Annotated in this window: 16 protein-coding genes and 1 riboswitch; of the genes, 6 read left to right on the top strand and 10 right to left on the bottom strand. The window is 73.5% G+C overall.

Annotated elements, in window-relative coordinates; all coding sequences use genetic code 11:
- Window positions 1-262 precede the first annotated feature (262 nt).
- Window positions 263-1,057, top strand: a complete 795-nt coding sequence (locus tag ACFRAC_RS11075; RefSeq protein WP_382923407.1) for a hypothetical protein — start codon at window positions 263-265, stop codon at window positions 1,055-1,057.
- 43 nt (window positions 1,058-1,100) lie between these two features.
- On the opposite strand, the gene ACFRAC_RS11070 is transcribed toward ACFRAC_RS11075, so the two are convergent.
- Window positions 1,101-3,155: a DUF6350 family protein gene (locus ACFRAC_RS11070; RefSeq protein ID WP_382923729.1), complete on the bottom strand. Its 2,055-nt coding sequence runs from the start codon at window positions 3,153-3,155 to the stop codon at window positions 1,101-1,103.
- A 113-nt stretch (window positions 3,156-3,268) separates the two neighbouring features.
- Here ACFRAC_RS11070 and ACFRAC_RS11065 point away from each other — a divergent pair, with 113 nt between their 5' ends.
- Window positions 3,269-4,384, top strand: a complete 1,116-nt coding sequence (locus ACFRAC_RS11065; RefSeq protein WP_382923405.1) for a helix-turn-helix domain-containing protein — start codon at window positions 3,269-3,271, stop codon at window positions 4,382-4,384.
- 95 nt (window positions 4,385-4,479) lie between these two features.
- Here ACFRAC_RS11065 and sucD read toward each other — a convergent pair whose 3' ends face one another.
- From sucD to ACFRAC_RS11030, 7 genes are all read right to left on the bottom strand, one after another.
- Entirely contained in the window at window positions 4,480-5,364 is an 885-nt protein-coding gene (gene sucD / locus ACFRAC_RS11060; protein ID WP_382923403.1) for a succinate--CoA ligase subunit alpha, read from the bottom strand.
- A 27-nt stretch (window positions 5,365-5,391) separates the two neighbouring features.
- Entirely contained in the window at window positions 5,392-6,573 is a 1,182-nt protein-coding gene (sucC, locus tag ACFRAC_RS11055) for an ADP-forming succinate--CoA ligase subunit beta (protein WP_382923402.1), read from the bottom strand.
- Window positions 6,574-7,326: 753 nt separating this feature from the next.
- Window positions 7,327-8,316, bottom strand: coding sequence for a hypothetical protein (locus ACFRAC_RS11050; protein ID WP_382923400.1), 990 nt, complete (start codon window positions 8,314-8,316; stop codon window positions 7,327-7,329).
- Between the two features lie 206 nt (window positions 8,317-8,522).
- Window positions 8,523-9,686, bottom strand: coding sequence for a VWA domain-containing protein (locus ACFRAC_RS11045; protein WP_382923398.1), 1,164 nt, complete (start codon window positions 9,684-9,686; stop codon window positions 8,523-8,525).
- A gap of 81 nt (window positions 9,687-9,767) precedes the next feature.
- Complete coding sequence (locus tag ACFRAC_RS11040) at window positions 9,768-9,935, bottom strand: hypothetical protein (RefSeq protein ID WP_382923396.1); 168 nt, start codon at window positions 9,933-9,935, stop codon at window positions 9,768-9,770.
- Entirely contained in the window at window positions 9,932-12,352 is a 2,421-nt protein-coding gene (locus ACFRAC_RS11035; RefSeq protein WP_382923394.1) for a DUF5682 family protein, read from the bottom strand. The genes ACFRAC_RS11040 and ACFRAC_RS11035 overlap by 4 nt, the downstream gene beginning before the upstream one ends.
- Window positions 12,353-12,546: 194 nt before the next feature.
- Window positions 12,547-13,677 (bottom strand): AAA family ATPase, encoded by a 1,131-nt coding sequence (locus ACFRAC_RS11030; RefSeq protein WP_382923392.1) that lies wholly within the window; start codon window positions 13,675-13,677, stop codon window positions 12,547-12,549.
- A 145-nt stretch (window positions 13,678-13,822) separates the two neighbouring features.
- On the opposite strand from ACFRAC_RS11030, the gene ACFRAC_RS11025 reads away from it, so the two are divergent.
- Both ACFRAC_RS11025 and ACFRAC_RS11020 read left to right on the top strand, forming a co-directional pair.
- Window positions 13,823-15,178, top strand: a complete 1,356-nt coding sequence (locus tag ACFRAC_RS11025; RefSeq protein WP_382923390.1) for an SWIM zinc finger family protein — start codon at window positions 13,823-13,825, stop codon at window positions 15,176-15,178.
- Window positions 15,179-15,266: 88 nt separating this feature from the next.
- Window positions 15,267-16,904 carry a DUF5691 domain-containing protein gene (locus ACFRAC_RS11020; protein ID WP_382923388.1) on the top strand — a complete coding sequence of 546 codons (1,638 nt, stop codon included), beginning with the start codon at window positions 15,267-15,269 and terminating at the stop codon, window positions 16,902-16,904.
- A 777-nt stretch (window positions 16,905-17,681) separates the two neighbouring features.
- Here the strand turns inward: ACFRAC_RS11020 and ACFRAC_RS11015 are convergent.
- A complete protein-coding gene (locus ACFRAC_RS11015; protein ID WP_382923727.1) occupies window positions 17,682-18,098 on the bottom strand; it encodes a cobalamin B12-binding domain-containing protein in 417 nt (138 codons plus the stop codon).
- A gap of 634 nt (window positions 18,099-18,732) precedes the next feature.
- Here ACFRAC_RS11015 and ACFRAC_RS11010 point away from each other — a divergent pair.
- Window positions 18,733-19,590, top strand: a complete 858-nt coding sequence (locus ACFRAC_RS11010) for a lipase family alpha/beta hydrolase (protein WP_382923386.1) — start codon at window positions 18,733-18,735, stop codon at window positions 19,588-19,590.
- Between the two features lie 307 nt (window positions 19,591-19,897).
- Window positions 19,898-21,421 carry a M23 family metallopeptidase gene (locus tag ACFRAC_RS11005; RefSeq protein ID WP_382923384.1) on the top strand — a complete coding sequence of 508 codons (1,524 nt, stop codon included), beginning with the start codon at window positions 19,898-19,900 and terminating at the stop codon, window positions 21,419-21,421.
- 147 nt (window positions 21,422-21,568) lie between these two features.
- Here the strand turns inward: ACFRAC_RS11005 and pcrA are convergent, their stop codons facing one another.
- The gene (gene pcrA / locus ACFRAC_RS11000; protein WP_382923382.1) at window positions 21,569-24,058 is read right to left on the bottom strand and encodes a DNA helicase PcrA; all 2,490 of its coding nucleotides are present in this window, start codon (window positions 24,056-24,058) and stop codon (window positions 21,569-21,571) included.
- Window positions 24,059-24,400: 342 nt separating this feature from the next.
- Window positions 24,401-24,560, top strand: a riboswitch (cyclic di-AMP (ydaO/yuaA leader).
- The last annotated feature ends 6 nt before the right edge of the window (window positions 24,561-24,566 follow it).

Below are 24,566 nucleotides of genomic sequence, written 5' to 3'. Positions count from 1 at the left end.
CGCTTGTGCGTTCATACGAATGCGTCGCGCCCCGGGATACGGGGAAGTCTACGAAGCAGCCGACCGCCAGCAACGATACCGGCACCCGGGTACGGCCCCCATGGGACGGGTGCCCCGCCGGAAGGTAGCGTCTTCGCTGGGGCGGCTCGGGAACGTGCGCGGTGTCCGGCACGTTCTCGAAGTGACAGCCCAGACAGCCCAGACAGCCCAGACAGCTCAGACGCCCAGACAGCAGCCGACCACAGGGAAGACGCTCGATTTGATGCCGGACCGCAGCCTGCGACTCCACACGCTCCTCCCGCATCCGGTGCAGGGAGGGGCGCACAGCGGCGTGCTGCTGCGGGAGCGCCCCTCCTCACCGCCCGACGCGCCCTCCGGCGAACAGGGCGACGACGAGCGGGGCGACGGCCGGAAGCAGGACGACAACCCCTTCGCACCACCCCCCGAGGGCACCCCGGACCGGCCCTGGCAGCCCCGCCACCCCTCGGGCGGGGACGACGCGCAGGGGCAGGACGACGGTGGCGAGTCCCCGTGGGGCAGCCAGTGGAGCGACCGCCAGCCCGGCCGCTCGTCCGGCGGCGGCTTCGGTGAGCGGCAGCCCCGCGGCGGCCCCGAGGGCCCCGGACCGGGTGGCACCCCGGGCCCGAACATGCGCTGGGACCCGACGGACCCGGCGCAGCGCCGCGCCCGCTACGCACTGCTCTCCGGCATGTGGGCCTTCTTCTTCTCCCTGTTCAGCTGGCCCTACGTGGCCCTGCTCCTGGGCGCGCTCTCCCTGTACTGGGGGATCAGCAGCCTGCGCGCCAAGCCGCGCACCCCCGACCCGGACAGCCCGGCCCCCGCGCGGACCGGCGGCCGCCCCCAGACGACCGCCGCGGTCAGCGGCCTGGTCACGGCGTCCCTCGCGCTCGCGGTGGTCGCCGCCGGATTCACGGCGCAGATGGTCTACAGCGACTACTACACCTGCCGCAGCGACGCGCTCACCAGCGAGGCCCAGCAGTCCTGCAAGCAACTGCTGCCGGAGGAGCTGCGAGGGGTGCTCGGCAGCACCGAATGACGCGTGTCCGGCGGGGTCGTCCGCCGGACGGTCCGCGGTCCCGTCAGGAACCGGCGTCGTCCGGGTGCGGGGAATCGGGGGGCGTCTCCGGGGTAGGGGCGGTGCCGGCCTCGGACGTGGAGTCGGCGTCGGCCTCGTGCACGGCTGCCGGCGGGGAGTCCGGGGTGGGCGGCGCCTGCCGGCTGTCCTCGGGCGTCGCGGCGTCCGGTGAGCCTGCCGTGTCCTCGTCGGCAGCCTCTTGCCCGTCCGGGGCCTTCGGGTCCGGGGCCTTCGGGTCCGGGGCCTTCGGGGTGGGCGCCTTCGGTGCGGGGCCCGTGGGCTCGAAGCCGTCCGGCTCGAACGTCGTGTCGTGGTCGTACGCCCCGTACGGCATCTTCTCCGCCGGGTCGTAGGCGTCGTCCCCGTCGTACCGGGCGGCTGCGGCGCCGGGCCGGCCGTCACTCTGCTGCGGTACGGACTGGTCCTTCACCAACGCCGTGAACGGACCCTTGCGCCCGCCCGCCGAGGCCCGCTTCTGGGCGCCGGCCGACGTGTCCGGGGAGTCCGCCTGTTCCGGTGAGCGCCCCCGCCGGCCGCCGCCCCGGGACAACCTCGCTCGCAAGCCGCCCGCCGCCGCCTCGTCCGGGCGCCCGCCCGTGGCCGTGCCCGTCGGCGCCCGGGGCGGACCGATCGCCGTGCCCCGTGCCTCCGGGTCCTTCCGGGCGGCGTGCACCAGGCACCGCCAGCCACGGACGGCCACGGCCACCGGGACACCCACCAGCGCGACCCACACCAGCGTCGCCGCACCCGCCTGCCACCACACCGGCCCGAACTCCGCCAGGGCACCCCGGCCGAGCGGCCCGCCCGACAGCCCGGCCAGCACCGCGACGAGGCACGCACAGATGACGGAGGCCAGCAGGGCCGCCGCGGCCGTCCGCAGCGGCGACCAGGTCGGCGCGGCCGGCTGGCGGGCCGGGGGCGGTGCGCCCCTCCCGCCCTCCGTCCGTGACCCGGACTGTGTCCGTCCGCCGCGGGTCCGGCCCGTCTCGGTGGCCCTCTCACCCCGTACGCCGGGATCGGCGCCGGAGCCCCACCGGGCCGCGCCCCGGCCCAGGACCACACCGGCCACCACCGGGACCGCCGCCACCGCCCACTGGAGCGGCCCGGCGACCCCGGCCGACGGCACGGCGTCCAGCAGCGGGAAGGGCGGCAGGGGCGGTGGCGGTGCCGAGGTCAGCGGGGCCACCACATGCCCGGCGCCGAGCACGAACCCGGGGCCGAGGGCGTAGGACGCCGCCCACACGGCCGCGTTCGGCACCAGCGCGGCGCACAGCAGCAGGACTCCGATCCGGCCCGACCAGCCCTGGGTCAGTCCGGCGAACGTCTGACGGGCGTCCGTGCCGTGCCACACCAGGGACACGGCCACCAGCAGCGCCCCGCCGCCGACGAGCGCCGCCGCGCCCGCCCCGGCCGCACGGGCCGCCGCCGCGAGCCGGGCCGGCGCGTCCGGTCCCTGCGCGAGCCGCCGCGCGCGGCCCGGCAGCGCGCCGAGCAGCCCGTGCGCCGCCTCAGGACGGCGCTCGCACGCCGTCCACACGCCCACCCCGGCGACCACCATCACCACGAGGGGCACGCACGGCACGGCCGACAGCCAGGACGGCTTCAGGACACCACCGGCCGCGTACAGCGCCGCCGCCGTCGCCACGCCGAGGTACCCGAGCACGACTCCCACCCAGGCCGTGGGCCCGGCCACGGGCGGGGCGCCCTCCCCGCCGTCCGCCGCCGCGTCCCTAGCCGCCCGGTGCACGAGGCAGACCGGCAGCACGAAGAGCAGCAGCGGGGTGACCCCGACCGGGACGGAGGCTCCGGAGAGGGTGTCGGCGCGGACCAGTTCGGCGCCGTGTCCCAGCAGCCACAGCACGGCGGCGATCCGCAGTGCGCCGCCGGGCCCGCTGTCGGGATACGGCGAGATGACCCAGAGCACCATCACCAGGACCACGAGGGCCCCGAGCCCGAGCGCCGCGGCGACCGCCCCGTTGAGAAGGCTGGCACTCAGCCCTGGGGTGCGATGGCGCAGCCGTGTGAGCAGGGACGACAGGGGCGTTCGGCGAGCGGTCATCTCGATCACGCCGCCATGCTCCCAACGACACGCGCTCAACCCTCGCAACAGGCGAACCTCCGAAGTGTCGCCCAATATACGTTTATGTACTTTTTCACGCGGAGGGGTGCACTGTGACGCAGAGCCAGGCCATCCCGCTTCCCCCGCCCACGGAGCGCCGACGCCTGCGCGAGGCCAGCGCCTTGACGCAGGCTCAGGTCGCGGAACGGGTCGGCGTCAGCCGCCGCACGGTGCGCGTGTGGGAGACCGACCGTGCGGCTCCGCGGGGCCGGGAGGGCGAGGCGTATCTGGATCTGCTGAAGTCACTGGAGGGGCGGAGGGAGCATCAGGTACATCAGGTACTCGCGGGCGATGCCGACGTGACGGCAGGTCAAGCGGAGCTGGAGATCGGGGCCGGGGATGACGGCCCCGTCCGCCGGCAGCCCGGCCGACCCCTCACCCCCGCCCAGGCGTTCGACGCGCTCTACGCCTTCTGCGCCCCCGCCCTCGTACGGCAGACCTATCTGCTGACCGGGCGGCGGGAGCTGGCGCGGGAGTCCGTCGAGCGGGCCTTCGAGATCGCCTGGCAGCGCTGGCCCGAGGTCGCCCGGGACCGCGACCCGGCGGGCTGGGTGCGGGCGACGGCGTACGACTTCGCCCTGTCGCCCTGGCACCGGTTCCGCCCCCGCTACCGGCACCCCGAGCCACCGCCCGCCGACACCGGGGACCGGCTCCTGCTCGACCTCCTGCTCGGCCTCACCCCGGCACAGCGCCGCACCCTGCTGCTGTACGACGGTGTGGGTCTCGACCTGCCCGAGACCGCGGCCGAGACCGAGGCCACCACCCCGGTCGCCGCCCACCGCATCCTGCTCGCCCGGGCAGCCGTCGCCACCCGGATGCCCACCCTGTCCGACCCGGACGATCTTCATCGCCGGCTGGCCGAACTGGCCTCGGCGGAACGTCTGCGGGCCCCCGCCGCCCCGGCCGTCCGCGAGGGCAGCGAACGCCGGGCCCGGTTCTGGACGCGTGCGGCGATCGCGTTCACCGTGGCGCTGATCGGCACGACCGCGCTGACGCTGCGGACCGCCCCGACCCGGTACGAACCGCCGGTGCCACCGGGGGCGACGGTGCACGGGGTACCGCCGCCGGTGGCGCCGGGGCCGTTGTCGCACAAGGAGCAGAAGCTGCGCGACAAGCTCCGCTCGGAGCCGCATGACGGCCCGGAGCGGCTCGCGCCCCAGCCCTTCTAGAAGCTCCCGGCGCGACGGCCCCGCCGAAACGTCGGTGGGCCCGCCCCCACCCGGGGACGGGCCCACCGACGTAGCGCGCGATGCCGGAGCCGGACTCAGCCGTTCAGGATCTCGCGGGCGAGCTTCGCGGTCTCGGTCGGGGTCTTGCCGACCTTGACGCCCGCGGCCTCCAGGGCCTCCTTCTTCGCCTGGGCGGTGCCGGACGAACCGGAGACGATGGCGCCGGCGTGGCCCATGGTCTTGCCCTCGGGCGCGGTGAAGCCCGCGACGTAGCCGACGACCGGCTTCGTCACGTTCTCCTTGATGAACGCGGCCGCGCGCTCCTCGGCGTCGCCGCCGATCTCACCGATCATGACGATCAGGTCGGTGTCGGGGTCGGCCTGGAACGCGGCGAGCGCGTCGATGTGCGTGGTGCCGATGATCGGGTCGCCACCGATGCCGACGGCGGTCGAGAAGCCGATGTCACGCAGCTCGTACATCATCTGGTACGTCAGCGTGCCGGACTTCGAGACCAGGCCGATACGGCCCGGCTTCGTGATGTCGCCCGGGATGATGCCGACGTTCGACTGGCCCGGGGTGATGATGCCGGGGCAGTTCGGGCCGATGATGCGGGTCTTGTTGCCCTTCTTGCCGGCGTACGCCCAGAAGGCGGCCGTGTCGTGCACGGCGATACCCTCGGTGATCACGACGGCCAGCGGGATCTCGGCGTCGATGGCCTCGACGACCGCGTCCTTGGTGAACTTCTCCGGCACGAAGATGACGGAGACGTTGGCGCCGGTCTTCTCGATGGCCTCCTTGACGGTACCGAAGACCGGTACCTCGGTGCCGTCGAAGTCCACGGTCTGACCCGCCTTGCGCGGGTTCACACCGCCCACGACCTCGGTGCCGTCACCGAGCATGAGCTTGGTGTGCTTCATGCCCGTGGCGCCGGTCATGCCCTGGACGATGACCTTGCTGTCCTTGTTGAGCCAGATAGCCATGGTGTGTTGTGTCCTCGTCCTGAGTGCTTACTTGGCGGCGTGAGCCAGTTCGGCGGCCTTGTCGGCCGCGCCGTCCATGGTGTCGACGCGCTGCACCAGCGGGTGGTTGGCGTCGGTGAGGATCTGCCGGCCGAGCTCGGCGTTGTTGCCGTCGAGGCGGACGACGAGCGGCTTGGAGACGTTCTCGCCGCGGTCCTCCAGCAGCTTCAGGGCCTGGACGATGCCGTTGGCGACCTCGTCACAGGCGGTGATGCCACCGAACACGTTGACGAAGACGGACTTGACGTCCGGGTCGCCCAGGATGATCTCGAGGCCGTTCGCCATGACCTGGGCGGAGGCGCCGCCGCCGATGTCCAGGAAGTTGGCGGGCTTGACGTCGCCGTGGTTCTCACCGGCGTACGCGACGACGTCCAGGGTGCTCATGACGAGACCCGCGCCGTTGCCGATGATGCCGACCTCACCGTCGAGCTTGACGTAGTTGAGGTTCTTCTCCTTGGCCGCCGCCTCGAGCGGGTTGGCGGCGTCCTTGTCGTGGAGCTCCTCGTACTCGGGGTGGCGGAACTCGGCATTCTCGTCGAGCGACACCTTGCCGTCGAGGGCGATGACCTCACCGGAGGCGACCTTCGCGAGCGGGTTGACCTCGACGAGGAGGGCGTCCGACTTGATGAAGGTGTCCCACAGCTTGATCAGGACGTTCGCGACCTTGTCCGCGACCTCGGCCGGGAACTTGGCGGCCTCGACGATCTCGCGGGCCTTGGCCTCGTCCACGCCGTCGATGGCGTCGATCGCGATCTTGGCGACCGCCTCCGGACGGGTGGCCGCCACCTCCTCGATCTCCATGCCGCCCTCGACGGACGCGATGGAGAGGAAGGTGCGGTTGGCACGGTCGAGGAGGAAGGAGACGTAGTACTCCTCCAGGATCTCCGGGGCCGTCTCGGCGATCATCACCTTGTGGACCGTGTGGCCCTTGATGTCCATGCCGAGGATGTCCGTCGCGCGGGCGACGGCCTCGTCCGGGGTGGCGGCGAGCTTCACGCCGCCGGCCTTGCCGCGGCCACCGACCTTCACCTGGGCCTTGACTACGGACTTGCCACCGAGACGCTCAGTGGCTGCGCGGGCCGCCTCAGGCGTGTCGATGACTTCACCGGCCAGCACCGGTACATCGTGCTTGGCGAAGAGGTCCCTCGCCTGGTACTCGAACAGGTCCACGCGCTTCCGTCCCTATCAGTGATCTCGCGGTTCGTTGGATGCGTGGGCGTGCCGCGAAGGGCAACGTGACGTCCGCTCTGTCACAGGGGAGGCGCACACGGTGTCCGAGCGCGCGGCATGTCCGTCTCGCAGGTTATCGCCGCCGGGCGGACCTCTCTAAATCGCATGTCACACGTGAGCGGTGATACCTGTCACATGATGCCGCGATCGGTGGATATCACTGGCACGCCGTGCCGAACGCAGGGACGAAGGGGAAGGACCTCACCGGGTTGGGGTTGACCCGGTGAGGTCCTCTGAACAGCCCGGAAGCGAGGGAACTGGGCCGCTTCCGTGGGCTCTGGCCGTGGTGATCCCCACCCCAATGGGGATCACCACGGCCTGTCCGCGGGGTCCGGGCCCGAACGACCGACGGTTTTCGGCCGTCCGGGTCCGTCCGCCCGCGAGTCGGTGGCCGGCGCCCTGATGACGCCGCGGTGCCGCGGCGGCTCCGCGGAGCGCTGCGCCGACCGTGGGGGCCGGAGCGCTGGTGCCGGGTGCGCGAGTGCGCGGGTGGGCATGACGGGTGCCGGTTGTCGGTTGCCTGCGCGGGCCGGGCACGCGGGCGAGGCGGCGCCGGCCCGGCCATCGGGGGCCACGGGCTGCGAGGCGGCGCGGTCACGGCCCTGCGGGCTGCGTTGCGGCGCTACGGCGAAGCGGCTCGGGCCCGCCGGGAGGGCAGGGAGGGCCGGGGAAGCCGGCGCCGCCGCTCGGCGGCTAGGCGGGCGATACCGGGACGTCCCCGTCCCGGTCCCGTGTCTCGTCAGCCTCCGCCCGGACGGGAGCGCCGGGCACCAGTCGCACCGGCACCCGGTACTCCACGGCCACCGCGTGGGCGTCCGCGTACCGGGGGCCGTTGTTGTCCCCACCCGAACGGTGCCCCGGCACACCGGCCAGGTGATCCGCCGGCCCCTGCCGCACAGGGCCGTATCCGAACCGCGCCTCCGACTGCGTGGCGACAGCGTCCCCGCCGCCGGACGCCGTGCCGTCCGCGCCGGTCGGGACGCTGGAGGCGAGTGGCCGAGCGCGGCGCAGGTCGTTCCAGGGGCCGTACGCACCGGTCGATCCCGCGCCGATGCGTTTCGTGCGGTCACGGCGATCCCCCGGCTCCGGCGCCTCGGGCGCGGGGGGCTCGCAGGCGGGCTCGGGCACCGGCCCGGTCTCTTCCGGGACGGGGAGATCGGGCAGGCCGGGGAGATCGGGCAGACCAGGGAAATCGGCCGCGGGCGGGTCCGGCAGGCCGGGCACCTTCCGACCGGGCCAGTGCGGCGTCCCGGGCGGTGTCGGCAAGGAAGGCGGTTCGGGGGGCGACGGTGAGGCAGGCGGCGGTAAGGCAGGCGGCGCGGGGGGCGGCGGCAGCTGCTTCCGCACCTTGGCGAGTGCGCCGGAGACCGTCTGCTCGACGGTCCGCTTCACATCCTCGGTCACGGTCCGGACGAGGTCGCGCACGGGCGGGACCACCGAAGTCGCACGCGGGGCCATGTCCCGGCTCGCGGCCGGCTTCTCCGTCCCGTCCGTCACCGCCTCGGCCGTCGCCCGCGCACCCGTCACCGTCACGGACGCGAGCCGCGACTCCTTGTCCCCCACGCCCTCCGCCGCGTCGGCCCGTTCTCCGCAGAGCAGCCCGAGCACGAAGAGACCCCCGACGAGCAGCACCAGCTGGAGCACGCGCGGTGCGGCACCCGGTGAGGCGGCGGGCCGGGACACGGTGGGGGTCCTCCCGTGGGGTGGGGCGAAGGACAGGGGCCGCCGGGGTGTAAGCGCTTACGGAACACGTCACACCGCTGGCGGAACGCCGATCCTTGCACGCCCCTCCCGAGGTCGCGCAAGCCCTCTGGGACCGATGGGTCATCATGTCCGATTCTGCCCCGAGGCCGGGATCACCGGCCCGCCGCCCGACCGGTGACCGACCGTCAGGGCGTGTCCGGCACCGGGATCGGCCGCTTCTCGATGGCCGCCGCCATCACCTCCGGGAACAGGTCGGGCGTGCAGGCGAAGGCCGGCGCGCCCAACGCCGCCAGCGCGGCCGCGTGTTCGCGGTCGTAGGCGGGCGCCCCCTCGTCGGACAGCGCCAGCAACGCCACGAACTGCACCCCCGACGCCTTCATCGCCGCGACCCGCTTGAGCATCTCGTCGCGTATGCCGCCCTCGTACAGGTCGCTGATCAGCACCACCACCGTCTCGGCGGGCCGGGTGATCTGCGACTGGCAGTACGCGAGGGCCCGGTTGATGTCCGTGCCTCCGCCGAGCTGGGTGCCGAAGAGCACGTCGACGGGATCCTCCAGCTGGTCGGTCAGGTCGACCACCGCCGTGTCGAAGACGACGAGCCGGGTGTCGATGGACCGCATGGACGCCAGCACGGCCCCGAACACCGACGCGTACACCACGGACGCCGCCATCGACCCGGACTGGTCGATGCAGAGGACGACCTCCTTCTTCACCGACTGCGAGGCCCGCCCGTAGCCGATGAGCCGCTCCGGCACGATCGTGCGGTACTCCGGCAGGTAGTGCTTGAGGTTGGCCGCGATCGTGCGGTTCCAGTCGATGTCGTGGTGGCGCGGCCGGCTGATCCGGGCGCTGCGGTCGAGGGCGCCGGTGAGCGTGGCGCGGGTGCGGGTGGCGAGCCGCTTCTCCAGGTCCTCGACAACCTTGCGCACGACGGCCCGCGCCGTCTCCTTCGTGGTCTCCGGCATGGCGCGATTGAGCGAGAGGAGCGTGCCGACGAGGTGCACGTCGGCCTCGACCGCCTCCAGCATCTCCGGTTCCAGCAGGAGCGTGGACAGCCCGAGCCGGTCGATGGCGTCCCGCTGCATGACCTGCACGACGGAGGAGGGGAAGTAGGTCCGGATGTCTCCCAGCCAGCGGGCCACGGACGGCGCCGACGCCCCGAGCCCCGCCGAACGGTCCTTGCCCGTCTGCTTCTTGTCCCCCCGGCCGTAGAGGGCGGTGAGCGCTCCGTCCATCGCGGCGTCCTTGCCGGAGAGCGCGCACCCGGTGCCGTCGGCGTCGTCCCCGCCCAGCACCAGCCGCCAGCGGCGCAGCCGCTCGTTCGCCGGGTCCCTCAGTTCGGTCGTCATCGGCGTGTCCCCCTTCGGTACCGTTCCCGCCACCGGCTCATGCGCGTGCTCCCTCACGGACCCTGCGCCCCGGCATCCGCCTCACCGCCACGCCCCCTCGTGGCCCCGGCGCTCCCACAGCGGCATCACCGGCACCGTCCGGGGCGTCGCCGCCCTCCCCTGGGCCGGGGTCCGGCGCGGCTGCCTCGCGGCACCCGTCGTCCCGGCACCGGCGGGCTCCCCGCGCTTCAGCAGTCCCTCGGTCGTCATCCCGTCGCCCCCACAAGGTCGTCGGTGGCGGGGCGGCCGCGCCCGGCGGCCCCGTCCTCCGTCCCGTCCAGTCCCAACAGGAGGCGTACGACCGGCACCACGGCGTCCGCCCGCTCGATGTCCAGCTCGTCGCCGAAGCCGGGTATGCCGCCCCCGGGGGTGCCCACGCCCTGCCGCTCCCCCGGTCCACGCCGGACCAGCTCGCCCAGCGTCCGCCGGACGCCCGGCTCGTACGCCGAGAAGGTGCGCCGCAGCAGCGGCAGCACATCGGTGAACGCCGCCGCCGGCACTCCCGTCAGCCAGGTGTCGACCAGGCCGAGCAGGCGCTCGTCGTGCACGAGGAGCATCCCGCCGCCGGATCCCCCGCCGACGAAGCCCTCGATCCACGCCGCCGCGTCCGCCGGCGGAGTCCCCGGCGACAACGCCAGCCCCATCAGCCGCGCGGCGTCCTCCTGCCGCAGCTCCCCGTCGTCCAGGAGCAACCGCACCGCGCGCCCTCTGATGACGCCGGGCACGGTGTCCCTGCCAGACAGCACCCGCAGCACCCCGTGCCAGCGGGGCCGCATCCCGGTCACCGCGTCCCCGAGCAGCCCCAGGGCCCCGTGCACCGCGTCCACATGGCGCCGCATCTCGTCCGCCGCGTCCGCGTCGAGGCCGACGCAAGCCGGGGGGAGGCCGACGAAGACACGCTCGGCGAGCCCGGCCGCCACCTCCGCCAGCGCGCCGGTGTCGGTGCCGCGTACATCGCCGTACCGCAGGGAGCGCACCAGCGCCGGCAGGGCCTGCGCGAGATGCCCGACGTCCGCGTCGAGCGCCGCCCGATCGGCCAGGACGCCCATCACCACCGGCAGCGCGTCCGGCAGTTCGGCCAGCAGGCAGTGCTCGGCCAGCGCCGTGACGTCGGCGAGTCCCTGCGCGGCGACGGCGTCGGCCTCGGCCTTGGCGGTGGCCGCGGCGAGCACGGTGGTCCCCCACACCCCGGCCTCGGCGACCCGCACCGCCAGCTCCGGCTCCCAGCGCAGCCGCCATGTCTCCCGGAAGGTCCCGGTGCTCCCCCGCGACGCCACCGGCTCGCCCCATGCCACGCCGAGCAGCCGCAGCCGGTGCAGCAGCCTGCTGCGCTCGGCGTCGTTCTCCTTGCGCAGGTCGAGCTCCAGCTCCCGCTCCAGTGCCTCCGGCTTGAGCCGCAGCCGGCGCTGGATGCGGTCGAGGTCCCGCTGCAGCGGCACGGCCGGTGCCGCCTCCGGCACCTCCCCCAGCACGTCCCCGACGACCAGCCGGTCCCGGATCAGCTCCAGCGGCACGTCGGAGCCCTCGCACATCACCGCCCGGATCGCGTCGGTGGTCTCGCTCAGCCCCGGCAGCGGGCGGCCGCGCATCGCCGCCAGCGTCTCCGCGAGGCGGACCGCCTCGATGACGTGCGCCGAGGAGACGATGCGGTCCTCGTCCCGCAGCAGTCCGGCCACCCTCGTCATCCAGCGCTCGACGGGCCGGTCGGGCGCGCCGAACAGATGCCCGTACCACCCCGGCGAGTCGATGCCCGCGCCGTAACCGCTGGCGCGGGCCAGCCTGCGGTGCGTCCACGGCACCCAGGTCATCTCGGCCTTGACCTTGGGCAGCCCTTTCAGCAGCGCCTTGTCGGCGGTGACCGTGCTCTTCTGCCGCAGCGCGGGCACATGCCACGCCCCGCACACGACGGCCACGTCGTCCCCGAACTCCCGCTGGGCGGCCCGCACCTGGAGACGCATGTACGCCTCGCGCACCAGGTCCCGGTCGTGCCCGCCGCAGCCGTACACCTCCCGCAGGGCGGCCATGGCCTCCTCCAGCCCCTGGAAGGGCGCGAACGCGTCCCCGCCGGCCGTGCGGTGCTCGACGACGTCCTCCCACCAGCGCTCGGGGTCGTCGTAGCCGGCGGTCTCGGCGAGCACGGCGAGGGGGTCGACGCGGATGTCCCCCGGGGCGTCCCCGGCGTCCTCGCGGCTGTCCTCCGTGTCCTCCTGCTGGGCGCCGGCCTCCGGTTCCGTGTCGCCGTCCTTGCTCCACGCCAGGGTGTGCGTCGCGGGCAGGTCGATGAAACGGGCCGGAACCTGGTGTTCCACGGCCCAGCGGAGCGCCACCCACTCCGGGGAGAACTCGGCGAGCGGCCAGAACGCCGACCGGCCGGGCTCGTCCACGGCGTGGGCGAGGAGGGCGACCGGTGGCCGCATGGCCTCGTCCCCGGCGAGCGGCACCAGGGCGTCGGCCTCGGGCGGTCCCTCGATCAGCACGGTGCGCGGCCGCGCCGCGTCCAGGGCCGCGCGGACCGCCCGCGCCGACCCCGGCCCGTGGTGCCGCACCCCGAGCAGCAGCGGCCCGGCGGACCGGGCCCCGGAGGCCGCCCCCACGCCGTCGCTCGCGGTCTCGTCAACGCCTGTCACATCGACCCCCTCGCTCCGTGCACCCGTCTGTCCCCCGTTCACACCGCACCCGGCCCTCGCCGTGGCCGCTCACCCGGCCTGTGCGGCTCGCGGCGTCGCCACTCGTGCCGCCCGGCGGCCGCCGGACCCCGGCCGGCCGGACGCCCCTCCCGGCTTCGACCCGCCGCCGGGGCGGCCCCATCCGAGGTCGTCGCTCACACGCTCACCTCGCGGCAGGCGCGGTAGAAGTCCGTCCAGCCGTCCCGCTCCCGGACGACTGCCTCCAGGTACTCCTGCCAGATGACCCGGTCGGCGGCCGGATCGCGGACGACGGCGCCGAGGATGCCCGCGGCGACGTCCCCCGGCCGCAGCACCCCGTCTCCGAAGTGGGCGGCCAGAGCGAGACCGTTGGTGACGACGGAGATCGCCTCGGCCGTCGAGAGCGTGCCGCTCGGCGACTTCAGCTTCGTCCGGCCGTCGGCCGTGACCCCGTCGCGCAGCTCACGGAACACGGTGACCACCCGGCGGATCTCGTCGGTGCCGTCGGGCGCCGCCGGCAGATCGAGGGAGCGGCCGATCTGGTCGACGCGGCGGGACACGATCTCCACTTCCGCGTCGGCGCTCTCCGGCAGCGGCAGCACGACCGTGTTGAAACGGCGGCGCAGCGCGCTCGACAGGTCGTTGACCCCACGGTCCCGGTCGTTGGCGGTGGCGATCAGGTTGAACCCGCGGACGGCCTGCACCTCCTGCCCCAGCTCCGGTATGGGCAGCGTCTTCTCCGACAGGATCGTGATCAGCGTGTCCTGCACGTCCGCCGGGATGCGGGTCAGCTCCTCGACCCGCGCCGTCATCCCCTCCGCCATGGCCCGCATGACCGGGCTGGGCACCAGCGCGTCCCGGCTGGGGCCGTGCGCGAGCAGCTGCGCGTAGTTCCAGCCGTAGCGGATGGCCTCCTCCGGGGTGCCGGCGGTGCCCTGGACCAGCAGCGTCGAGTCGCCGCTGACCGCGGCGGCCAGGTGCTCCGAGACCCACGTCTTCGCGGTGCCGGGCACGCCGAGCAGGAGCAGGGCGCGGTCCGTGGCCAGCGTGGTGACGGCGACCTCGACGATGCGGCGCGGGCCCACGTACTTCGGGGTGATCACGGTGCCGTCCGGGAGGGTGCCGCCGAGCAGATAGGTGGCCACGGCCCACGGCGACAGCTTCCAGCGGGCCGGACGCGGACGGTCGTCCTGCGCGGCCAGCGCGGCCAGTTCGTGGGCGAAGGCGTCCTCGGCGTGCGGTCGCAACGCCTGAGCCTCCTCCGTCGCCCCCGTGTCGACGGACGTCGGCTCAACGGACACAGTCATGGCAAAGTCCCCCTCCAGCTCAGCCGGTTCGGATCTGCGTCCCACCCTGCACCACCGCACTGACAACACGTCGTGACCTGCGGAAACTCGGTCGTGAGCCGCCGCGCCGGACCGATTGTCAGTGGCGGGATCTACCTTCGGGGACATGACTCAGCAGGGGGTGCGCTGGACCGCGGACCAGGTGCTGGCACTGGCACCTGACGCCGCATCACGCAAAGCGGGAAGCAAACTCGGGGCGGCCGGGCCGTGGTCCGAGGCGGGGAGCTCCGACGAGGGGACGGTGTGGGGACTGTGCAAGGGCAGTGGCAGCAAGCCGTATCAGACGGTGATCGACCTCGCGGACGCGTCCGGGCCCGCGTACAAGTGCAGTTGCCCCAGCCGTAAGTTCCCGTGCAAGCACGCGCTGGGGCTGCTGCTGCTCTGGGCGGGCGGGGACGGGGCCGTGCCGGACGGGCAGGCGCCGGACTGGGCGGAGCAGTGGCTGGCGGGCCGGCGGCAGCGCGCCCAGGAGAAGCGGGCGGCGGGTCCGGCCGGCTCCTCCGCGGCCGCCGCCGATCCGGAGGCGGCGCGGCGCCGGGCCGAGCGCCGGGCGCTGCGGGTCACGGCCGGGGCGACGGAGCTGGAGCAGCGACTCGCCGACCTCCTGCGCGGCGGGCTCGCGGGCGCGGAACAAGCGGGGTACGGGCTGTGGGAGGAGACGGCGGCCCGGATGGTCGACGCCCAGGCGCCGGGGCTGGCCGCGCGGGTGCGGGAGCTGGGGGCGATACCGGCCTCCGGTCCCGGCTGGCCGGTGCGACTGCTGGAGGAGTGCGCGCTGGTGCACCTCCTCGACCAGGGCTGGCTGGGCCGTGAGAGCCTGCCCGCCGAGCTGGCGGAGACGGTCCGCTCCCGTATCGGCCTGCCCTCCTCGGCGGACGGACCGCCGATACGCGACCGCTGGCTGGTGCTCGCCCAGTACGACACGGCGGACGTGAAACTGACGACGCGCCGGATCTGGCTGCACGGCACCGACTCGGGCCGCACCACGCTCCTCCTCTCCTACGGGGCGGCGGGCCGCGCCCCGGAGCTGTCCCTGCCGGTGGGGCTGGCGCTCGACGCGGAGGTGGCGGCGTACGGGGGCGCCCGGCAGGTGCGGGCGTCCCTGGGCGAGCAGTTCGCACCACCGGCCCCCACGGCGGTCCGGCCGCCGGGAGTGACGACGGCGGAGGCGGCCGCCCGGTACGGCGAGGCGCTGCGCCACGATCCGTGGCTGGACTCGGTGCCGGTCACCCTGGACCGGGTGGTGCCCGTCGCGGACGGCGACGAGTGGCAACTGGCGGACGCCGAAACGGACTCGGCGCTGCCACTCACCGCGGCCGCCCGTTCCCGGCCCGGGCTGTGGCGGCTGGTCGCACTGTCGGGCGGCGCACCGGTCACGGTGTTCGGCGAGTGCGGCCACCGCGGTTTCACACCGCTCACGGCCTGGGCGGAAGGGACCGGAGAGGCGGTGCGCCTGTGGTGACCGCCGCGCGGCGCCCGTCCCCCGGCGAGCGCCCAACACCCCACATCGGCCCCCGGCACGACGGCAACGGCAGAGAGGGACGACCGACATGAACAGCCCTTCCCTTCCCCTGGACTCCCCGGCGCCGGACCCCTGGGAGGATCTCGTCACGGCGGCACTGCTGGGCACGGACCGGCGCACCCCGCCGGGATGCCCGCCCGGCCAGGAGGCCCCGGTCGCGCTGCTGGACCGCGCGGCCGTGGAGACCGTCCGGAGACGTGCCGGGCTGCGTCCGGCGCGCGCGGCGGACCGCCCGAGGCCCGCTCCCGAGGATGCGCGCCCGGCGCTTCCTCCGGCGGCGGCCCGCCGACTGGCGCTGCTGCTGGCGGACCGTGCGGGGGCGGGCGGAGGTGGCCGCCGGGGCTCGGCACCGGACCTGATGGAGCTGCTGCCGCAGTGGCTGGCCGCTGCCAACGAGCGGGGCTTCGCCCCTCCGCCGCAGGCCCTGCCCGCCTTGCTGGACGCCGCCCGGGGACGCACGGATCTGCGGCCGGCGGCGCTGACTTTCGCGGGCCCGCGCGCGGTGTGGCTGGCCCGGCTGAACCCGGACTGGCGGTTCGCTCTGCGTACGGCGCCCGGCGGGGGTACCGCCCTGCCGCCGCTGGAGGACCCCGACCAGGTGGGGCAGCTCTGGCAGGAGGGGCTGTTCGCGGAGCGGGTCGCCCTGCTCGCCGCGGTCCGCGCCCGGGAGCCGTCGGCCGCGCGCGAACTGCTGACCACGACCTGGGCGACGGAGCGGGCCGAGGACCGGCTGATGTTCCTGGACTCGCTGCGCACCGGGCTGGGCCCGCAGGACGAGCCCTTCCTGGAGCAGGCGCTCGGCGACCGCAGCCGCAATGTTCGCGCCACGGCCGCGGAGTTGCTGTCGGCCCTGCCGGGCTCGGCGCTCGCGGCCAGGATGGCGGTCCGGGCCGGGGCATGCGTGGCCGTGGACCACACCGGGGAGGCGCCGGCGCTCACCGTGGAGGCACCGCACGAGTGTGACGCGGCCATGGAACGCGACGGCGTCGTGGCCAAAGCGCCGCCGGGCCGGGGTGAACGGTCCTGGTGGTTCGGGCAGCTGGTGGAGGCGGCCCCGCTGGACACCTGGACGGGGCGGCTCGGCGGGCGGTCACCGGGGGAGATCGTCGCCCTGCCGGTGGCAGACGACTGGCAGGGCGAGCTGCACGCGGCCTGGTGCCGGGCGGCGGTACGGCAGCGGGACGCCGCGTGGGCGCGGGCGCTGCTCGGATCGCCGGCGGCACCCGAGGCGGGTGGTCCGGGAGCGCTGTCCCTGGCCGAGCGCGCCAAGCTCCTGGCCACGCTGGACGCGGGCGAACGGTCCGAGTGGGTGGCCGGGTTCATCGCGACGCACGGCCTGTCGGAGGCGTTCCAGCTGCTGGGCGTGTGCGCGGTGCCGTGGAGCGGGCCGCTCGGACGCGCGGTGGTCGACGCGCTCAACATCGCGCGGGACGCCGGGAGTTACCCGTGGTCGTTCAGCGGAGTCATGGGCCTGGCCGAGCGCTGCCTCGACCCGTCCGAGGCAGCCCGCCTCGACGGCCTCCTGTCCATACCGGACGAGCCGGAGGACGCCTCCCCCGGAGCGACGGGCTACTGGGCGGAATCCTTCCAGCGCCTGGTCACGACGCTGCGGCTACGCGCCACGATGATCGCCGAACTGGACGGCGGGGTGACGCCCCGGGGCTGAGGGGCACGAGCGTCGGCCAGGCCGGCAACCAGCGACCACGAGGGCGGCGACCGGTGCGACCCATATGAGGGGCACGTTCGAGCTGGGCCGGAAGCGGCAGGACCCGGAACAGTGCGCCGGAAGCAGCTAGTTGCGGGCGGTTCACCGGGGCGGCGAGCCGGAGGAGGCGGGGCGGGAGGAGCCGGCCGAGGGCGGTGCCCCGGGACGGTCAGCCCAAGGATGCGGACCGGGAACGGCCTCCCCAGGCCGGGCAGCCCGGGGAGGCCGGTCCGGAGTGGTGCTCCCTGGGCGGTGGGTCCTGAGGCGCCTTGCCCCAGGAAGGTGGGTCCACGGCGTGAGCCCAGGGAGGCGGGCGGGTCGGGAACGGCCGGCCCAGGCCGGTGAGTCTGGAGCAGCTGCTTCATGGCGGTGGCCCAGGATGTGAGCCCGGGGAGGCCCGAGCGCGTGTCTCAGGCCGCAAGCCGGAGCGGCGGGCCCAGAGCGGTCCCCTTGGTGGACCCGGGCGGTGAGTCAGCCCGAATTCGGGAGGCCAGCCCGGCCCGGAACAGGCAGCCCGGCCCGGCGGGCCCGGCCCGGCGGGCCCGGCCCGGAACAGGCAGGCCCGGCCCGGAACAGGCAGGCCCGGGGAGGCGGCGGCAAGCCCTGGGGCGGTCGCCCCAGAGACGTGCCCCCGGGGCACCGCCGTCACCGGCGACGCCACCCCGGCCCGCGCCCTGCCACCCGCCGCCCGCCAGGCCACCACCCAGGCAGGCCACCACCCAGGCAGCCCGCCGGCGCCTACGCCCCGGCCGGCTGCCGTACGTTCTCGCGGACCCAGTCCACGATCGACTGCATCGTGGCGCCCGGCGTGAAGATCGCCGCGACGCCCTTCTCCTTCAGCGGGGCGATGTCCGCCTCCGGGATGATGCCGCCGCCGAAGACGAGGATGTCCTCCGCCTCGCGCTCCTTGAGCAGGTCGATCACCGCGGCGAAGAGCGTGTTGTGGGCGCCGGAGAGGATGGACAGGCCGATCGCGTCGGCGTCCTCCTGGATCGCGGTGTCGACGATCTGCTCCGGAGTCTGGTGGAGCCCGGTGTAGATGACCTCCATACCGGCGTCGCGCAGCGCCCGCGCGATCACCTTGGCCCCGCGATCGTGGCCGTCGAGCCCCGGCTTGGCGACCACCACGCGGATCGGACCGGCTGCCACACCCATCACTGCCTCCATGAAGCGACTACATCCATCCGTACCGACAAGTACCGCTCATATATGAGGTATGCCGCGCTGGGCCTACATGTCATACATGGTGCACGTATCGCACTCTCCGTCACTCACCGCGCCGGACGTGCGACGACCGCACGGACGTCCGGGCCACACCGCCCGGAAGTGAACGCACGTTATCTCCAGCATCTCGCAACCGTCAGTTTCGCGGCGCTGACCGAGGGGCAAATCACACGTGGGACACGTTCGCCGCGCACGTTCCACTCATCGCGGCACACGCGCCGCGTCTGTGAGTGGTGCGCACGTCGCGGATGGGACCACGCGCACAAGGAGCCGCAACGAGGTCGTCGCACCACCGCGCCACCGGACGGCGCGCGTGGTGATGCGACACGTCGGCGGTGGCACGAAGGACACAGGGCAGGTAAGGCACGACAGCGGGAGCTCATCGCCCCACCGGCAGCAAGCCCCCTCAGGTCACCGGCGCGGCACGGCTGCCAGAGCCGGCGCACCGCTCACGCCCCGCCCACCCCGCTTTCCTTCCGCCGCCCGTCGGCCGCCTCCGCCGCGACTTCCCACGAGGGCACACGGGGGCCGGAGCCGTCTCCTGCGTGCCACAAGGAGGTCGGCCATGAAGGTCACCGGGGTACTCCCCCTTCTCCCGCTCTGCCGACGCCTGCTCCCCAGCGGGCTCGCCGGCCTCTCCCTCACCCTGCTGAAGGCGACCGCCCTGGAGATCGCGATCCTGGCCGGCCATGTGCTGCTCTATCCGTGCGGCATCGCCCAGGAGCGCCGCTCACCCGGCACGCTCCCCGCGCAGGGCACCGCCCAGCTGCCGACCGAGGCGGCACCGCCCGTCGTCCTCCTGCACGGCTTCATCGACAACCGCTCGGTGTTCGTCCTGCTGCGCCGCAGCCTCGCCCAGCACGGCAGGTACCAGGTCGAGTCGCTCAATTACTCCCCGCTGACCTGCGACATCCGCACCGCCGCCGAGCTGCTGGGGCGGCACATCGAGGGCATCTGCGAGCGCACCGGCAGCAGCCGGGTCGACATCGTGGGGCACAGTCTCGGCGGGCTGATCGCCCGCTACTACGTGCAGTGCCTCGGCGGCGACCTCCGGGTCCGCACCCTCGTCACACTCGGTACACCGCACTCCGGCACCAGCGTCGCCCCCCTGGCCAACGCGCACCCGGTCGTGCGTCAGATGCGCCCCGGATCGCCCCTCCTCGAGGAGCTGGCCCGGCCCGCACCCGGCTGCCGTACACACTTCGTGAGCTTCTGGAGCGACCTCGACCATCTGATGGTCCCGCTGGAGACGGCCTGCATCGACCATCCCGACCTGATGGCGCAGAATGTGCGCGTCACGGGCATCGGTCACCTCGCGCTGCCGATCCACCCGGCCGTGGCGACGGGCATACGGCAGGCCCTCGACACCGCCCACACGGAAGCGGACACGGTCCGGGAGGCCGACGGTCTGACGGTGGCGTGAGCGGCCCGTCGCCGGCTGATCACTTTCCGTCGAGCGCCGTCGCCCGCCCGGGCCGACCCAGGACCGCGCGCCGCCCGCGCAACGACTGCGCAACGCCCGCTCGACATCGAACAGTCTTCGAACACAAGGCCAAAGTCGCGCCCACTGACCGCCAAAACACGGCCGAATGCCCGTTTCCTGCGCGCCCAAAACCTGCTGAAGATTGTCGCGCCCGCGTACCGCCGGGTACAGTCGCCGCACTGCTCTGGCAGCCCCTGTTGTCGAGGCGAGAGAGAAGTTGGTGGACGATCGTCACCCGTCGGGGACCATGACCTCCCCGGTCTCGGCCTCCGATGCCGCCTCGGCGCAGTACGCGTCGTACGGCACTCAGGAAGCGCCCTACGGTGACGCGAGCGCGTACGGCACCTACGACGCCACCGGCTATGCGGCCGGCCACGCGACCACGACGTTCGACGCGGATCCCCTTTTCGGCAGCCTCCCTGGTGACGGCACGGGCGCCTACGACGCCACGCAGTGGTCCACGGGTACCCACACCACGCAGTACGACACCTATGCGGGCGAGCAGCACACCGCGTACGGCACCGGCGCGTACGACACCGGCGCCTGGACCTCCGAGCACGAGCGTCTCGCCTTCGTCCCGCAGCAGGCCAACGGCCATGACGCGTCCGGGCAGTGGGACGCGCACGCCTGGCTCCAGCCCGACCCGTCCGGTGCCGCCCCGGCCGACCCCACCCAGCAGTGGGAGTGGGGCACGCAGACCTTCGACACCGGCGCGTACGACGCCACGCAGTGGAACTCCGACGGCGGCGCCGCACCGGCCCCCGACGCGTACGAGCCGGCAGCAGAATCCTTCGACCAGCAGACGACCGCGCACTTCGAGCAGGTCGAGCACGCGTCCTACGACCCGGCCGCCTACGACGAGCAGTCCGCGTACCAGGACCCGTCGGCGTACGAGAACGAGTCGGGCTACGACGACCCGGCCCAGGACGCCTCCGACCCGGCCTCGACGGGTCAACTCCCCGTCGTCGACATGCTTCTCGACGACCAGGAGGAGATCACTCCGGCCCCCGCGCCGCGTGCCGCCTCCCGCAGCGGGGCGCGCTCCCGTCGCCGTACGCCCCCCAAGCGCTCCGCGCTGCTGACGATCGCCGTGCCGTCGGCGTGTGTGATGGGTGTGGCGGGCATCGCCGCCGCGTCCGTCGGTGACCTCACCGACGAGAAGGAACCCACCACGCTGGCCGCCGAGGGCGACGCGGTGAAGCCGTCCGCGGCGAACAACAAGCTGGACAGCCAGCTCGAGAGCCTCTCCGCCGGCGCCGACGACTTCGCCGACCGGGCCAGCCGGACGCAGGAGCGCATCGACCTCAAGGCCCAGCAGGCGGCCGAGAAGCGGAAGGCCGCCGAGGAGGCGGCCCGCAAGGAGCGGCTGCGCCCGAAGTTCGCGGTCCCCGTCGCGCAGCACGGCCTCAGCGCCTACTTCGGCCAGTCCGGTATCAACTGGATGTCGGTCCACTCGGGCATCGACTTCCCGGTCTCGTACGGCACCACGGTGCTGGCCGCGACCGACGGCACCGTCCGCACGCAGTGGAACAGCGCCTACGGCAACATGATGATCGTGACCGCGAAGGACGGCACGGAGACGTGGTACTGCCACCTCTCCACGTACCGCGTCGCCTCCGGTACGACGGTCAAGGCCGGCGACCCGATCGCGTACTCCGGCAACTCGGGCAACTCCACGGGCCCGCACCTGCACTTCGAGGTCCGGCCCGGTGGGGGTTCGGCGATAGACCCGCTGTCCTGGCTGCGCAGCCACGGCCTGGACCCCACGTAGACGCCCGCTCGGCGAAGCAGCACCGGCCCCCGTCCCTTCCGGCAGCGGGGGCCGTCTCGCGTCCGCCGACGCGCTGGGGGGTGTCTCGCCGAAGGCCGGGCTCCCGGCGTGATCGGCGAGACACCCCTTAGAGCTTCTCCACCGGCCTTAGAGCTTCTCCACCGGCGCGTACCGGAGCAGCAGCCGCTTCGGCTTGGGCTCGCCGAAGTCGATCGTCGCCTCGGCGTTCGCGCCCGTGCCCTTCACGGCCATCACGGTGCCGAGGCCGAACTGGTCGTGCGTGACCCGGTCCCCCACCGCCAGTTGCACGACCGGCTTCTCCGAGGTGCGCCGCGTCGCGAACCCGGACGCGCCCGACGCCGAGGAGCGCGAGCGGGACGAGGACAGCGACGCCGCCACGCCGGAGGCGGGACCGGACGACAGGGGTGAACTCCCGCCCGTCCGCTTCCAGTCCACGTGCGCGGCCGGGATCTCCTCCAGGAACCGGGAGGGCGGGTTGTACGACGGCTGGCCCCAGGCGCTGCGCATCGCCGAGCGCGTCAGGTACAGCCGCTCCCGGGCACGCGTGATGCCGACGTACGCGAGCCGCCGCTCCTCCTCCAGCTCCTTGGCCTGGCCGAGGGCGCGCATGTGCGGGAAGACGCCGTCCTCCATGCCGGTGAGGAAGACGACCGGGAACTCCAGGCCCTTGGCGGTGTGGAGCGTCATCAGGGTGATGACTCCGGAGCCGTCCTCCTCCTCGTCCGGGATCTGGTCGGAGTCGGCGACGAGCGCGACCCGTTCCAGGAAGGCGGCGAGCCCGCCGGACTCCTCCCCCTCGGCCGACTCCTGCTCGAACTCCAGGGCCACGGCCGCGAGTTCCTGGAGGTTCTCGATCCGGGTCTCGTCCTGCGGGTCGGTGGAGGCCTGCAACTCGGCGAGGTACCCCGTCCGTTCCAGGACGGCCTCCAGGACCGTCGCCGGGCCCGCGCCGGACTCGACGATCGTGCGGAGCTCCTCCATCAGCGTGTTGAACCGCTTGACGGCGTTGGTCGACCGCGCGGCCATGCCGTACGCCTCGTCGACGCGCCGCAGGGCCTGCGGGAAGCTGATCTTCTCCCGCTGCGACAGGGCGTCGATCATGGCCTCGGCACGGTCGCCGATGCCGCGCTTGGGGACGTTCAGGATCCGGCGCAGCGGGACGGAGTCCTCGGGGTTGGCCAGGACCCGCAGGTAGGCCAGGACGTCCCGGACCTCCTTGCGCTCGTAGAAGCGCACACCGCCGACGACCTTGTACGGCAGCCCGACGCGGATGAAGACTTCCTCGAAGACACGGGACTGGGCGTTCGTCCGGTAGAAGACGGCGACGTCGCCGGCCTTCGCCTCCCCCGTGTCGGTCAGGCGGTCTATCTCGTCGGCGACGAACTGCGCCTCGTCGTGCTCGGTGTCCGCGACATAGCCGGTGATGCGGGCGCCCGCGCCCGCGTTGGTCCACAGGTTCTTGGGCCGGCGGGACTCGTTGCGCTCGATGACGGCGTTGGCGGCGCTGAGGATGGTCTGTGTGGAGCGGTAGTTCTGCTCCAGCAGGATCGTCGTCGCGTCCGGGTAGTCCTCCTCGAACTGGAGGATGTTGCGGATGGTGGCGCCCCGGAAGGCGTAGATCGACTGGTCGGCGTCACCCACCACGCACAGCTCGGCGGGCGGGACCTCGGCCTCGGCCTCGGGCGGTACGTCGACGGGGTGCTCGGACGTGCCGACCAGCTCGCGCACCAGCGCGTACTGCGCGTGGTTGGTGTCCTGGTACTCGTCCACCAGCACATGCCGGAACCGGCGGCGGTAGTGCTCGGCGACGTCCGGGAAGGCGCGCAGCAGATTGACCGTCGTCATGATCAGGTCGTCGAAGTCGAGGGCGTTGGCCTCCCGCAGCCGCGACTGGTACAGCGCGTACGCCTGGGCGAGGGTCTTCTCGAACCCGTCGGTGGCCTGGGCGGCGAAGTCCTCCTCGTCGATCAGCTCGTTCTTCAGGTTGCTGATCTTGGCGCTGAACGACTTGGGCGGGAACCGCTTCGGGTCGAGGTCGAGGTCCCGGCAGACGAGCGCCATCAGCCGCTTGCTGTCGGCGGCGTCGTAGATCGAGAACGAGGAGGTGAACCCGAGCCTCTTGCTCTCCCGGCGCAGGATGCGGACGCAGGCGCTGTGGAAGGTCATCACCCACATCGCGTTCGCCCGCGGTCCGACGAGCTGCTCGACGCGTTCCTTCATCTCGCCGGCGGCCTTGTTGGTGAAGGTGATCGCCAGGATCTGGCCCGGATGCACGTTCCGCTCGGCGAGCAGGTAGGCGATGCGGTGCGTGAGCACGCGCGTCTTGCCGGACCCGGCTCCGGCCACGATGAGCAGGGGGGTGCCAGAGTGGACGACGGCCGCGCGCTGGTTCTCGTTGAGCCCTTCCAGCAGCGCCGCGGCGTCGAGGGCCGGGCGCGGGGCGCCGTCGCGGTAGTAGGCGTCGCGGTCCGGCGGCACGTCGAACTTCCCGCCGAACAGATCGTCCGGAAGCGACTCCGGAGTGTGATCGTCCTCGGGCGGTGGCGGGTGCTCTTCCCCGTGGGCCCGTGGGGCCTGGAGGTCCGCCAGGAAGCTGTCGTCAAAGAGGCTGCTCATCGCTCTCCGAGTCTAGGCGGCCCCACCGACAACCGGCTGCCGCCTGGAGAACATCACACCTTCCGGGCCGATGCCCGGCCCGCCGATTACCGTTCGAAGTCATGCCATCACGTCACACACCGCCCGGCGCCAAGCAGTGGATATCGGCCCAGTAGGAACAAGATGCATCGATGGCCTCAGAACGGCATCAGTTGCCCGAGCCGCCCCCCTCCACCCGCCCCCCGGACCGAAGGTCACGAAAATGTATCGGGCATATCGCACATCAACCTTCACAGCGGCCACACCGGTTGGCTACCGTGCCGGGCAGGCCGTGCGACCCCCACCGGCGAACGACGCCGGGCCGTGCGGCCTCCGCCGAGTCCGGTGCATCCGGAGCCGGGGACCCACCGAACTTGGGGTGAATCGGCCCGACTCCCCGTCCCGGGAGCGGCCGTAGGGCAACCCTTCCGAACCACCCGCCCGAACCCGACAGCTAACCCGGTAGGCGGAGCATGGAAGGAGTCGCCTC

The sequence above is a fragment of the Streptomyces sp. NPDC056628 genome (genome assembly GCF_042792555.1).
Classification (GTDB): domain Bacteria; phylum Actinomycetota; class Actinomycetes; order Streptomycetales; family Streptomycetaceae; genus Streptomyces.
This window is presented reverse-complemented; position numbering and strand designations above follow the sequence as displayed.